Source organism: Kitasatospora sp. NPDC051853, assembly GCF_044452665.1.
Lineage (GTDB): Bacteria > Actinomycetota > Actinomycetes > Streptomycetales > Streptomycetaceae > Kitasatospora.
On the sequence record NZ_JBITBY010000024.1, the window covers coordinates 17,640 to 31,346 of the forward strand.

At 69.2% G+C, this 13,707-nt stretch carries 7 protein-coding genes; all 7 read left to right on the forward strand.

The window, feature by feature from the left end; translation table 11 throughout:
- Window positions 1-240 precede the first annotated feature (240 nt).
- Entirely contained in the window at window positions 241-993 is a 753-nt protein-coding gene (locus tag ACIA8O_RS39375; RefSeq protein WP_396298901.1) for a TnsA-like heteromeric transposase endonuclease subunit, read from the forward strand.
- On the forward strand, window positions 990-3,122 hold the full coding sequence (locus tag ACIA8O_RS39380) for a Mu transposase C-terminal domain-containing protein (RefSeq protein WP_396298902.1): 2,133 nt from the start codon (window positions 990-992) through the stop codon (window positions 3,120-3,122). Before ACIA8O_RS39375 ends, ACIA8O_RS39380 begins: the two co-directional genes overlap by 4 nt.
- Window positions 3,110-4,156, forward strand: a complete 1,047-nt coding sequence (locus tag ACIA8O_RS39385) for an ATP-binding protein (RefSeq protein WP_396298903.1) — start codon at window positions 3,110-3,112, stop codon at window positions 4,154-4,156. Before ACIA8O_RS39380 ends, ACIA8O_RS39385 begins: the two co-directional genes overlap by 13 nt.
- A gap of 314 nt (window positions 4,157-4,470) precedes the next feature.
- Complete coding sequence (locus ACIA8O_RS39390; RefSeq protein ID WP_396298904.1) at window positions 4,471-7,575, forward strand: helicase associated domain-containing protein; 3,105 nt, start codon at window positions 4,471-4,473, stop codon at window positions 7,573-7,575.
- A 46-nt stretch (window positions 7,576-7,621) separates the two neighbouring features.
- Window positions 7,622-9,712, forward strand: coding sequence for a P-loop NTPase fold protein (locus ACIA8O_RS39395; protein WP_396298905.1), 2,091 nt, complete (start codon window positions 7,622-7,624; stop codon window positions 9,710-9,712).
- Between the two features lie 368 nt (window positions 9,713-10,080).
- Window positions 10,081-11,211, forward strand: a complete 1,131-nt coding sequence (locus tag ACIA8O_RS39400; RefSeq protein WP_396298906.1) for a tetratricopeptide repeat protein — start codon at window positions 10,081-10,083, stop codon at window positions 11,209-11,211.
- Window positions 11,212-12,324: 1,113 nt separating this feature from the next.
- Entirely contained in the window at window positions 12,325-13,611 is a 1,287-nt protein-coding gene (locus tag ACIA8O_RS39405; RefSeq protein ID WP_396298930.1) for an IS256 family transposase, read from the forward strand.
- Window positions 13,612-13,707 lie beyond the last annotated feature (96 nt).

Below are 13,707 nucleotides of genomic sequence, written 5' to 3' on the forward strand. Positions count from 1 at the left end.
GCTTGGTGCGGGTTGAGGTCGTCTGCCCGGTCGGGTGATGGTCCTGGCAGTGGATGGTGGCGGTGCCGGGCTAGCTGGCAAGAGCGCAGTCCTCGTCTTGGCTGGGCAAGCCCTCTGCTCCTGAGTCGGTGAAACTCCCCGGCGAACGGTGATCGAAGTTCTCTAGCGCATGGTCAGGGGCTTTGTCAGTGATACCGGGGTTCCGGGCCACGAGGCTGCGGCCTGTGGGAGACCTGGAGGGTGGATGCGGCAGTGCTCGCGGGCGGATGGGATCCAGGCGCCGACCGGATCGAGGCGCGGATCGTTGGTGTAGGCACCGAGCTCGAACGCATGCCCTGGACCCGGGCGGCGCACGGGGTCGCGTTGGAGGAGTTGGCGTCGGTGCGAACCTTCCCCGTGCAACGCGGGCGACGGATCGCGCCGGGATGGTGGTGGTCATCATCGACTGGACGCTTGGTGCACTACGGGTTCGGCGCGATGCGCACTCAGATCATGCTGCTGGACCACGATCCGCAGGTGGTCGGGCTGGCATGCAGCCCGGTGGAGCTGGCGTGGCTGGGAGAGGAGAGCGCCGTTGCCGTCCATGCCCCGCACCTCATGGCACGGCTGCGAGATGGCAGCGGCCTGCTGGTCGACTGTGTGGGTGGCGAGGGTGTCCCTGCCCGCCTGGCCGATCATGCTCCTGCGATGGCGGCCGCAGCCGGGGCCGTCGGTTGGCACTACCGGATCGCGCGGCCCCCTGACCCGGTACTCGTGGCCAACGTGCGGTGGTTGTCGGGCTACCGGCATCCGCGCCACGGCGGCAGCATCCCGACGGGGCGGGTCGCTGGCGTCTTCGCCCAGCCGCTTCCGCTCATCGAGGGTGCACGGCGGCTCGGAGAGCCCATCGAGGCATGGCCTGCGATCTTCCATGCGCTGTGGAGTGGGGTGCTTGGTGCTCCTCTAGACCGGCCGCTGCACGAGCGGACTGTGGCGACCGGGGCCGCGGAGTGAGCGGCACCGTGCTCACTGTGGGAGACAAGGTGCGGTGGGATGGCCGTGCCTGGACACTCGCCGCGCTCGAGGGCTCTCGTGCACGCCTCCTCGGGGAGACCGGCGCTATCGCAACGGTATTGCTGTCCCATCTGCTGGCCGACTCGGGATTCGAGGTCGTCGGCGGGCCGCCGCAGGTCAAGGTAGCGGCAGCCGGGCTACTGGACATGCTTCCCGACCGAGTGCGGCAGCAGGCCCTGAGCTGGGAGCGGCATGTGCGGGAAGTCGAGTCGGGCGCAGCGGTTTCCGGCGGGGTGCCGCGGGCGGAGTATGACCCGGCGGTGACCACGTTGGCGCAGCGCGAGGCGGCCAAGGCTGCGGAGCTGACGGCGGCTGGGGCGGCGACGAGTGTGACGACGGTGCGTCGGATGCGGGCACGCTACCGGGACCAGGGGGTGTGGGGGCTGGTGGACCAGCGCACCACGCGGCCGGCGTCTGCGACGGGACGGGCTGACCAGCGGGTCGTGGAGGGTGTGATGGCGGTACTTGGGCGGCAGCGGGATCGGTCGACGGGTACGTTGACGCGGTTGCGCGACCAGGTCCGGTGGCACCTGGAGGAGGTGCACGGTCCCGGGGTGGTGGCGGTGCCGCCGGCGTCGACGTTCAACCGGCTGGTGCATGCGCTGGCCGATGGCCAGGGGCTGCTGGGCAGCGCGGTCCAGCGGCGTTCGCACAGCTCGCGGCCGGCGGCGCCGTTCAGTTCGACGGTGGCGCTGCGGCCTGGTGAGCTGGTGATGCTGGACAGCACTCCGCTGGATGTTCTGGCGGTGCTGGCGGACGGGGTGACGGGTCGTCCGGAGTTGACGATCGCTCTGGATGTGGCGACCCGGTCGGTGTGTGCGGCGGTGCTGCGGCCGTCGGGTACCGGTTCGGTGGATGCGGCGGTGCTGTTGGCGGAGATGGTCGCGCCGATGCGGATGCGGCCGGGTTGGGATGCCGCCTTGGCGCTGCAGCGCTCGGTGGTCCCCTACGAGCGGCTGTTGGGTCTGGATGAGCGGCTCCAGGGGTCGGCTGCGCGGCCGGTGATCGTGCCCGAGACGGTGGTCGTGGACCAGGGTGCGGTGTTCGTGTCTTCCTCGTTTCTGGGCGCTTGCGAGAGTCTGGGGGTCTCGCTGCAGCCGGTCCCGCCAGCGAACGGACCGGCGAAGGGGGCGGTGGAGCGGACGTTCCGGTCGATCAATCACCGGTTCTGCCAGTACGTCGCCGGGTACACGGGGTCCGGCGCCGCCGAGCGCGGGCGCCGGGTTCAGAAGGAGGCCCGGTGGACGTTGCCGCAGTTGCAGGAACTCTTCGACGAGTGGCTGGTGTGCGGGTGGCATTCGCGCAAGCACGCCGCACTGCGGCACCCGATGCTGCCGCACCTGTCACTGTCGCCCATCGAGATGTGGGGTGCTCTGGTGGGCATAGCCGGCTACGTCCCCCTGCCCCTGGCGTGGGAGAACCACGTCGAACTGCTGCCGGTGCGCTGGCAGCCCGTCAACGACTACGGCATCCGCTTCGACTACCGCACCTACGACAGTGCGGCCCTCAACGGCCACCGGCGAAACCGCACCTCCGCCGGAGCGGCCGTACAGCTGGAGGTGCACCACAACCCCTACGATCCGGCCCGGATCTGGGTGCGACTGCCGGGCGGCTTCAAGGAAGTTCCCTGGATCCATGCCACCCAGGTGAGCATGCCGTTCACCGACTCCGCCTGGCGCCACATCGTCAGTACAGTGGCGCGCACCACTGACCGCGACGCCCACGAAGTGGCGCTGGCCCGGGCCTTGGACACGCTGCTGCGACGTGCCGGGACAGGAACGGGCACCCGCCGCGAACGCACCGTCGCGGCCCACGCCGCAGCTGCGGCATCCCTTGCTCTGGACGCACTGGTGCCGGCGCCCGCGGACACCGCGGCCGTTGACGGTGCCCTGGAGCGGCGTGGCGAGGGCCCCGATGTCGAGGGAGCACAGCGGTTCCCCGCTCCCGAAGACCTCGTCGAGTCCGGATTCGACGAGGGTGAGGGTGAAGACTGCGTTCCCAGTTCTGGGCCGCCGCGCCCCTCCCATGTGCTGAACCCCTACCAGGAGGCCCAGCAGTGGCTGCAGTGAATCCCACCCCCGGCCGGGGCGAAGACGAAGCGTTCGACCCCGTCAGCACCTGGGTGGGTTGGCAGCGCTACGTCGACAACGTCCCCGGCGGTCAGTCAGCCGACGACAGCGATTGGACCCGGGAGCAGCGCCTGGACTATCACTCCGAGTTCGTCGTGGTGCGCACTCCGGCGATGAAACGGGTCTCGCTGGAGCTGCAGATGGCACTGCTCGTCAACCGGCGACATCAGGGCACCGCTCGGCGGGGTCTGATCGTCTCCGGACTGCCCAGTACCGGCAAGACCACCACCTTGATGGAGCTGGGACGGATCTTCGAGCTCACCGACCGGCGCAGGCACCCGGGGATCAAGGACCGGCTGCCGGTGGCATTCGTCTCCGTCCCACCCGCCTCGACTCCCAAGATGCTGGTCAGCGAGTTCGCCCGGTTCCTGGGCCTGCCCTTGCTGCACCGGATGAACCAGGCCCAGATCACCGACTCGGTCTGCGCGACCCTGGGCGAGCTGCGGACCCAGCTGGTCTTGGTCGACGACATCCACCTGCTGGACACCCGCACCCGCTCCGGCGCCGAAACCTCCGACCAGATCAAGCACCTGGGCGAACGCATCGCCGCGACATTCATCTATGCCGGCGTCGACGTCGACACATCCCCACTGCTGATCGGCCCCCGCGGGCAGCAGCTCGCCGGGCGCTTCAAACTGCTGCGCAACGACCCACTGCCCCACGGCACCACCGATCAGCGGCAGACATGGCTCGAGCTGGTCACCGACCTGGAGAGCGCGCTGCGGCTGCGACACCACCGCCCGGGGACCCTGGCCCGTCTCTCCCCCTACCTGCACCGGCGTACCGGTGGAGTGATCGGCAGCCTGTCCCACCTCATCCGAGAGGCAGCCATCACCGCCATCGCGGACAACACGGAATGCATCACCAAGAAGCTCTTGGACGACATCGAGCTCGACATCCGCGCGCAGCAGCAACTCCTCGCCCCGGCCCCGATCCGGCGCAGCTCCACCGGCCGGGATGGGAGAAGCCGATAGCCGTGGCGCGCAGTGCTGGGAGTGGGACGTTGGGGCCGAATGCCCTGCGCCGGGCCGTACGGCTGCCTCATGCGGACCTACGAGAGGGAGACGGTACGGCTGTGACTACGGAGGCGAGCCGTGCGCCCTCCTCCCTGCTCTTCCCGACGGTGCCGTGCGCCGTCGGGGTACGGCCCCTTGGCCGGGAGACGACCCTGTCGTTCCTTCAGCGGCTGGCCACCCGCCTGCGGACCACGGCCCCGGACCTGATCGCGGAGTCCTTCGCCTTCGGAAACCGCCGGCCCATGTCGTCCTTCCCACGAGGCGGCGGCGAGGTGTACTTCAACACCGAGGCCCGTAGCTGCCTTGCCGCTCTGGCACAGGTACCGCTTGCGCACCTGGAGCGGGCGCTGCCTGCCTGGGCGCAGCTGGAACCGGCCGGACGTCACGATGGCGGACCGGCGGTCACCTTCTACAACGCCACGTCCATCGCGCCGACCGCGGCCGCCTGTGTGCGCTGCACCGCCGCCCGCACCGACCGGGCCGAACCCGCCCGCCTGTACACGGCAGGCCATCAGCATGTGTGCCGCCGCCACGCGGCCTGGCTGACGGAACCGCACGATGCGGCCGGGGCCGAGGGCGAGCTGAGCGTGGTGGGGATGCCCGAGATCGCCGCTGCCAGCAGCCGCCATGCCACCTGGTTGCGCCGTCGTTCCGGCATCGCCGACGCCTTCCCGCTCGCCCAGGCCATCACTGCGGCCTGGTGGGACGCCGCCTGGCCGCAGGAGAAACGCTGGCCCCAACTGCGCGACGCCCTGGGCCGCGCCAACCCCGACGCGGACATTCCCGAGCACACCGCCCGCGCCATCGTCACCTATCCCGACAGCGTCGCCCTCGCCGGTCTGCTGGCCAGCGGCTTCTGGCAGCAGCAGGTCCGGGCCCAGAAGCACAAGCCCTATACACCGGCCGACAGCCCCGACCTCACCCGGGAACTGGCTGCCCGCCTGCGCCGGCCTTGGCTGGTCCAGGTCTTGGCCGACCAGTCCTCCGGCGCGCTGACCGCCTGGCTGCACAACTGCTGGCGCCCACGACCCATCAGGGAGGGAAAGCCCGGAGGCCTGTGGTGGATCGCACCCGCCCACCGCGTCCTCTCCCTCGGGCCCGGCCGCCACACCGCACCGAGCCCCGTGACACCCCCCGCGGCAAGTGGCGGCACGGGGCCGGCCACGGAAGACGACCCCACCGCGCAGGGCTTCGCCCGCGGCTACGCGCTCGCCAAGGCCTTCGCCCAGGAGCACGGACACCTGTCCATCCCCTACCGGCACCGGCGCGACGGCTTCCAACTGGGCCTGTGGCTGTCCAACCAACGCGCCGACGGTCCCCGGCTGCCACCCGAGCGAGGCCGTGCGCTGGCTGTTCTGGACCCGTGGTGGAACCCGCCGTGGAGCACCCGGTGGCAGCGCCTCTACCAGCGCGCACAACGCCAGGTGCAGACCGGCATCGTGATCGATCCCGGGCAGGGCTTCGACGCCTTCAGCGAGAACATGGGCAGCTGGCTGTTCCGCCAGTGCCTGAAGTACCAGGACCTGCACCCCCAGCAACGCGCTCTGCTGGCCCTGATCGGTATCACTGCGGACGGTGCCGAAGCGGCCCGTCGGCGCCGGCGCAGCATCGAGGACTCGCAGACCGAGGGACTCGCACACGCCCGGGCCTACGCGGAGCGCACCGGCCACCTGTGCGCGAATCCCGAGGACACCGACGACGGCTTCCCCATCGGTCAATGGCTCTCCAACCAGCGCAGCCGCGCCCGTGCCGCTACCGGGGCCGCCGGCCTCGCCAAGCTACTTGCCGCTCTGGACCCGTGGTGGGCAGCGCCGTGGCCTACCAGCTGGCAGCGCACCTGCTACACGGTGAGCGCCCTGGTGCGCGGCGGCCATGTCCTTGACCCCGCCGAAGCGTTCACCAGCTTCGATGACGAGGTGGGCCAGTGGCTGTTCACCCAATGCGCCACCTACCAAGACCTCGCGCCCGGACAGCGACAGCAGCTCGCCGCCTTGGGACTGACCGCCAAGGTCGCGGTCACCGCCAAGCCCAACCCCACCACCCGCACGCCGAGCCTGGAGACCGGGCTGTACTACGCACGCGCCTACGTCCGCCGGCACGGCGACCTCGACGTTGCGCCCCGCGGCCGCCAGGACGGCTTCCCGCTGGGGGCATGGCTCGCACGCCAGCGCCGCTACGTCATCACCCGCAGCGCGGCTTCCAGCACACCGTGGCCCGGTACAGCGCTCCTGGCGGCCCTGGATCCTTGGTGGAACCCGCCCTGGGGCGTTGCCTGGAACAACAGCTACCGCGCCGCACGGGTCCAGGCCGCGGGCGGCCTGGACCTCGGACCCGAACGGGGTTTCCCCGGCATCCCTGACTGGACCGGTCAGTGGCTCCATGCCCAGTGCGTGGCCTACCCCAGCCTGCACTCAGAGCAGCAACGGCGGCTGGCCCTGCTCGGCATCACCACCGAACGCGCCCGAGGCGCCAAGCCGCGGCGCACCACCCAGCAGGAGTCCTTCAACACCGGCCTGGCCCACGCCCGCATCCAGGCCAGGCGCCACGGCCACCTCTCCCTGCGCAACAACACCCGCGCCGGGGACTACCCAATCGGATCCTGGCTCGCCACGCAGCGCGAGAGGGCCGCCGCAGGCCGGCTACCCGCCGACCGCGCCGACGCGCTGGCCACCCTCGACCCGTGGTGGAACCCGCCCTGGGGCATGCGCTGGCAGAGCACCTACCACGCCGTCAAAGCCCAGACCGCAGGCCGCACCCTCGACCCCGCCCAGGGCTTTCCCGGCCTGCCCGCACACGCCACGCGATGGCTGTTCACCCAGTGCGCCACCTACCCCACCCTCCACCAAGGCCAGCAGCACCTCCTCGCCGACCTCGGCATCACCGCGCAGCAAGCCGACGCCCTGAGCCCGCAGCACGAACCCCGCCAACGGGCCGGTCCCGGAGCCGAGCGGCCCCGGCCTACCACCGTCCCCTCCGGCATCGACGCAGGCCTGCCCTACGCCCGTGCCTACGCCCGCCAGCACGGCGGCCTGGGAGGTGCCCACTACGACGTCGAACACGACGGCTTTCCCCTGGGCTGGTGGCTGTTGGAGCAACGCAAACGCGCCAACGCCCACGTACGCCGCACCGGCCGGCCCTGGCCTCACCAGGCAGCCATGACCGCTATCGACCCGTGGTGGAACCCGCCCTGGCGGGCCAGCTGGCAGCACGCCTACACCAGCGTCCAGGACTGCCCCGACCCCACTGGGCTCCTCCCCCACCAGAAGCGATGGATCAGCCAGCAACTCACCAACTGGCACACCCTCCACCCCGACCAACAGACACTCCTGACAACCATCGGCATCACAGCCACCAAGGCGGCAACTGCAGGCCTTTGAAGGCATTCCGACCCTCGAAGTCCTTCTCCGGGAGGAGGATGTGCGCATGGCCAACACGTTCTTCAACGACGACCCGGTTGACGGCAGTGATTCTGCCCCTGACCTGCTGGGGCACCAGCGGTACGCGGACCACGCCGTCGGCCTCCTGCAGGAAGTCCGCAGTCAGAGCGAGTCCGGCGTCCTCGCTCTGATCGGCCCCTGGGGGTCCGGGAAGTCCTCGGTCCTGCAGATGGTGCTTCGCAACCTCCGGCAAGGCCCGGCTGACGGTGTGTCATGGTCGGTGACCGAGCTCAACCCGTGGCTCTACCCGGACCTGGACACCCTCACCATGGCCCTGTTCAGTGAGATCCGCGGCGCTCTGCCCAAGGACGGCATCGAGTGGGCGGACGTGCGGAAGAAGATCGGGGGCTTTGGCCAGGCCATCAGCCCCTTGGCTAAAGTTGGCGGGCTCTTTGGTCTGGACGCCAGCGAGCCCTTCAAGGCTCTCTCCGAGCGGATCAGCGGAGACACCAGCCCCTCTGCGGCCAAAGCGAGCGCCAGCGAGGCCCTGCGCAAGGCAGGCCGCCCCGTTCTCGTCGTTATGGACGACCTGGACAGGCTGACACCAGAGGAGTTGCTCCTCGTCTTCAAATTGGTGCGGCTGGTCGGCAACCTGCCGAACCTCTACTACCTCATCAGCTTCGACGAGCAGACTCTCCTCGACGTCCTGCGGCGCAGCGACCTGGTGGGCAACTCAGCACACCGGGCCAGCGAGTTCCTGGAAAAGATCATCCAGGTCAGGCTGGACCTGCCCGCCTTCCGCGAACGCGACGCCTCAACCCTCGTCGACCAGTCCCTGAACGCCTTGCTCGAAACGCATCAACTGGCACTGACCGAGCCCGAGACACAGCGACTCGCAACCGCCTACTTCCAGTACCTGCAAGACCGACTGCGTACACCGCGGGCAATCAAGCGCTACTTCGGCCAGGCCGCCGCTTCCCTTCGCACACTCGCCGGCGAAGTCGACCTCGTCGACTTCCTCCTCGTCACCTTCCTGCGCACCAGCGAGCCCGGGGTCTACCGGCTGCTGAACCGCCATCGCGGCGAGCTCACTGGCAGCAGTCTGGATCCGGCTGTCCGACGTGAGAGCCGACCTGGCGAGCGCGTCGAGCGATGGCGTGAGCGGCTCGAAAAGGCCGGCGTCGTCCCTGATCACATCGAAGGAGTGCTCGGCCTGCTGGCAATGCTCTTCCCTCCACTCGGGCAGGCGCTTGGCGGCGGTGGCGATGCGTCAGACACCGCGCGACGGCGCGGGATCGGCAGCAACGACTACTTCGACCGCTACGTCACCTTCGGCATCCCGGATGACGACCTCTCCGAAGCCGCTCTGACCGCAGGCCTTACCCAGCTGACGGAAGGGACTCCCGGTCTGGAAGCGGACGAGCTCCTTCGGCGACTGAACAACGACACCCAGCGCATCGGCCGGCGCATCAGGCACCGCCTGGACGCTGGCGTCCCAGTGCCCTCCACCGCGCTGCTGCTCGAGCTGGCCGCCCAGTTCGGTTCGCTCACCGCACAGGCCGAGGGCTTCTTCGGAGCGGACGTGAGCGCGCGCTTCCTCGCCCAGGACCTCTTCCGCAGTCTCCCGTCCGATGCACGGGCAGGCATCCTGCGTGGCATGGCCGCCAGCCCACAGGGGACCATGCTCGCCAGCCGAGTCCTCTACGACTCCACAGAACCCAGCAGCACCAAGCCTGCCTTCGCTCAAGAAAGCGACACCTGGGTCCAGGAAGCCCGCGTCAGCCTCGTAGCGCGGCTACGCCAGCACCTGACAGGGCCCGGATCAAGCCCTGCCGACCACCTCACCGACTCGGACGTTGACCTCATCTGGAACTGGCGCCACGTCGACCACGCAACCGCCCGGGCCTGGATCCGCCAACGCCTTGACGACGGTACCTGGCAGCTCCTGCCCCTACTCACCAAGATCGTCCGCCCGCCCCGCACCCCCTGGGGCGCAGTCGACACCGACACCCTGGAAAGCCTCGACGCTCTCATCGACCGAACCGAGGTCTACACCGTCCTCGACCAACCAGGCACCCCGACCGACCCCGACCAGATCAGGCTCCTCGAAGGACTCCGTCAGACCCGTGACCGTTAGCTCGCCGAAGCAGCCCAACAACCCACCAGCGGCCCAGTAGAAGTGACCAGCACCCAAGAAACCTGACCACCCGGCCAGCAGATGGAAAAGGTCCGCTGTTGACGCAGCCTCAGGGCCCAGCCCAACCCACCCGATGCAGGTGCCATCGCCCTTCCCCAACAGCAATCACCTAACTGAACAGGCAAGATCAGAGCCCTGAAAACTGATCACAATCACCGAGCGCGGACACCGGACAGATCCTGCGGATCCTCGCCTGGTACGCCCCCGACAACATCCCGAGGCATCTCCTCGACAACCTCACCAGCACACCCGACGGCCCCAGCATCCCGGAGATCACGACCGCCGTTGGGCGACTCCTGGCCTACAACATGATTACCGACAATCGCGATGGCACCCTGTCGGTGCACCGCCTCGTCCAAAGCCTCGCCCGCACCCCCGACCCCCGTGACCCCCACCGCCAGCAGGACGACATCACCTCCGCCCTCCACCAAGCCACCTGGTGCCTCCGAGCCGCGCTCTCCCTCACTCCCGAGGTACCCGCACAGTGGCCGGTCCTGCGCGCTCTACTCCCCCACGTCGACACCCTGGCCAGCCACTCTCCCCCAGACAGCGACACCCACACCACCGCCACCCTGCTCAACCAAGTCGGGCACTTCCTCAGTAACCAGGGCCAGGCCCAGCGAGCAGCTATCTATCTCGGGCGGGCCCTCGCCGACCTAGTGCGGGTACTGGGCGACAACCACCCGGACACCCTCACCGCCCGCAACAACCTGGCTGGCACCTTTGCGGCGGCGGGGGACCTGGCCCGCGCGATCCCCCTGTTCGAGCAAGCACTGGCCGACCAAGTACGAGTCCTGGGCAAGGACCACCCGCACACTCTTACCTCATGCAACAACCTCGCCTACGCCATCGCGGCGGCGGGTGACCCGGCCCGCGCGATCCCCCTGTTCGAGCAAGCACTGGCCGACCAAGTGCGGGTGCTCGGCGACGACCACCCCGACACCCTCACCACCCGCAACAACCTCGCCTACACCTGCCGGGTGACGAGAGACCCAGGCCGCGCGATCTTGCTGTTCGAGCAAGCACTGGCCGACCGAGTACGAGTGCTCGGCGAGGACCACCCCGACACCCTGTCCTCCCGCAACAACCTCGCCAGCGCCTACGAGTCGGCGGGGGACCTGGCCCGCGCGATCCCCCTGTTCGAGCAGGCACTAGCCGACCGAGTACGAGTCCTGGGCAAGGACCACCCGCACACTCTTACCTCATGCCATAACCTCGCATTCGCTCATGAGGCAGCGGGGGACCTGGGCCGCGCGATCCCCTTGTACGCCAAGGCCTTGGCTGACCAGGTGCGAGTGCTGGGCTCGGACCACCTGCACACCCTCACCACCCGCAACGCGCTCGCCTTCGCATATGTGCAGGTAGGGGACCTGGGCCGCGCGCTTCCACTGTTCGGTCTGACGGGCCAGAAGCGGACGCTGGGAGAAGAGCATCATTGACACGGTTGGTGGGCTGGCAGCCTGTGTAGCCCGTACCGACGACCGGGTGCAGGTGGGTGTCGCCCGTGCGCAGGACGTCGGCCCAAACCACCTCGGCCTGGTCGGGGCTGCTCCAGGGCGCGCTCGGGGGCGTCGGCGGCGTGGGCGTCCAGAAGCCAGGTGGCGTCAGCGCCCGGAATGTGCTGGGTGATGATCCGAATCCTCGGGTCGTCGGTAGACCCGACGGCCGCGCAGATACGGGCGTGCCCCCTGGGCTGCCAGGCGGCCCGCACCGCCCGCTCGATCGCCCCGGCCGTGGCCGCCTTGGGGGCACCCCCCGTTCGACGGCGCGGTCCCTGCCCCCTACCCGGCTACCAGCAGACCCGTGAAAGATCCCATCAGATCCCAATCAACCCACTATTCCCGGCACACCGGCCACAACAGCAGTTCAAGAACCAGACCGCTGGCCACCGCAGGCGAAGACGATCAAGCTTCCAACACCCGACCCCACCTCACCAGGCCATCACGCTCCCACACCACCCCAACACTCCACCCCAACAGCCAACCCCCACAACCAAAAAGACGAGCCGCCACACCGGGCGGGCGGGAGCAGCGGCAGGGCCGGAGAACGCGCCTCCCCCGGGGCCGGACCACGCCGGGGCGGGGCGGGGGTCGGCACGGCAGCGGGTACTGGGGCTGAGGGCATGCGTACCCAGTGACCGCGGCGGGGGTCACCGCGTTACCCGGGCATGATCACCACACGCGCTCTGCTCACCGCCGCGGTCCTCGCTGGCGCCGCCGGGGTCCTCTGGGCTCCAGCCCACGCCACTGAGGCCAGCGCGCCTACGGGCCGCGCCGGCATCTACGCGACGGTCGACTGCAGGGCCTCTTCCTCCACGGAGACCGGAGACAACGGGATCGTGGCCAGCAGGACGAGCAGGTGCGGCATCTCCGATGAGGCGGTCTACCCCGTTCTGCCGTAGGTCCGAACAACTGCGCCATTTTGGTGCCACAAGCCACCATGGAGACCTTCACCCGGGGGGTGGAGCACGCCGGGGGCCGGCTGCCGGGCGCGGTGGGTCTGTAAAAAGAACGGTGTAACTCCCGATCAAGGAGAAGCACCTGATGACAGACGTGACCGTCTCGGCCGAGGCCGTGGACGCTGTCCAGCCGGTGGAGCTGCAGCCGGACTCTCTGGACGACCAGCTGATCGGGCAGTTGGTCGACCGGGCCCGAGCGAGTGGGCTGCAGCTCACCGGGGCTGGCGGTCTGCTCCAGCAGCTGACGAAGAAGATCCTGGAGTCCGCGCTCGAGGGAGAGATGACGGACCATCTCGGATACGAGAAGCACGATCCGGTCGGGGCCGGCAGCGGCAACTCACGCAACGGCGTCCGGTCGAAGACCGTGCTGACCGAGGTCGGCCCGGTTCAGATCGAGGTGCCCAGGGACCGCGAGGGCTCGTTCGAGCCGCAGTTGGTCCGCAAGCGCCAGCGGCGGCTGTCCGGGGTGGACGAGATGGTGCTGTCGCTGTCGGCCCGCGGTCTGACGCACGGTGAGATCTCCGCGCACCTGGCCGAGGTCTACGGCGCCCAGGTGTCCAAGCAGACGATCTCCACCATCACCGACCAGGTGATGGAGGGCATGGCCGAGTGGCAGAACCGGCCGCTGGATGCGGTCTATCCGGTGGTGTTCGTCGACTGCGTCCACGTGAAGCTGAGGGATGGTCAGGTTGCCAGCCGGCCGATCTACGTGGCGCTCGCGGTCACGGTCGAGGGCACGAGGGAGATCCTCGGGCTCTGGGCCGGCGACGGCGGCGAGGGCGCCAAGTACTGGCTCCACGTGCTCACCGAGATCAAGAACCGCGGTGTCGGCGATGCCTGCATGGTCGTCTGCGACGGGCTCAAGGGTCTGCCCGACGCCATTGCTGCGGTCTGGCCGCAGGCCGTCACCCAGACCTGCATCGTCCACCTGATCCGCGCCTCGTTCCGCTACGCGGCCCGCCAGGACTGGGACAAGATCTCCAAGGCTCTCAAGCCCGTCTACTCCGCGCCGACCGAGGACGCCGCCCTGGAGCGGTTCGTCGAGTTCACCGAGGCCTGGGGCAGGAAGTATCCGGCGATCGTGCGGCTCTGGGAGAACGCCTGGGCGGAGTTCGTACCGTTCCTGAGCTTCGACGCCGAGGTCCGGCGGGTCATCTGCACCACCAACGCGATCGAGTCCGTGAACGCCCGGATCCGCAGAGCAGTCCGCTCGCGCGGGCACTTCCCGAACGAGCAGGCCGCGTTGAAGTGCGTCTACATGGCGATCATGTCGCTCGACCCGACCGGCGCCGGCCGCAAACGCTGGATGACCCGCTGGAAGGCCGCACTCAACGCCTTCGAGATCACCTTCGACGGCCGACTCTCCGCCGGTCGTCGCTGACTCAACCCAACCGAGTTACACCGTTCACTGGACAGGAACGCCGGAAGCGCTGCGCTGATCACCTCGGAGACAGGAAAATCGGCTCGGGTGTCCCGG

Excerpts from the sequence above, each read along its gene's own strand:
- ACIA8O_RS39395 (WP_396298905.1), top strand. The coding sequence starts at position 7,622 with ATGGCCAACACGTTCTTCAACGACGACCCGGTTGACGGCAGTGATTCT.
- ACIA8O_RS39400 (WP_396298906.1), top strand. The coding sequence starts at position 10,081 with ATGATTACCGACAATCGCGATGGCACCCTGTCGGTGCACCGCCTCGTC.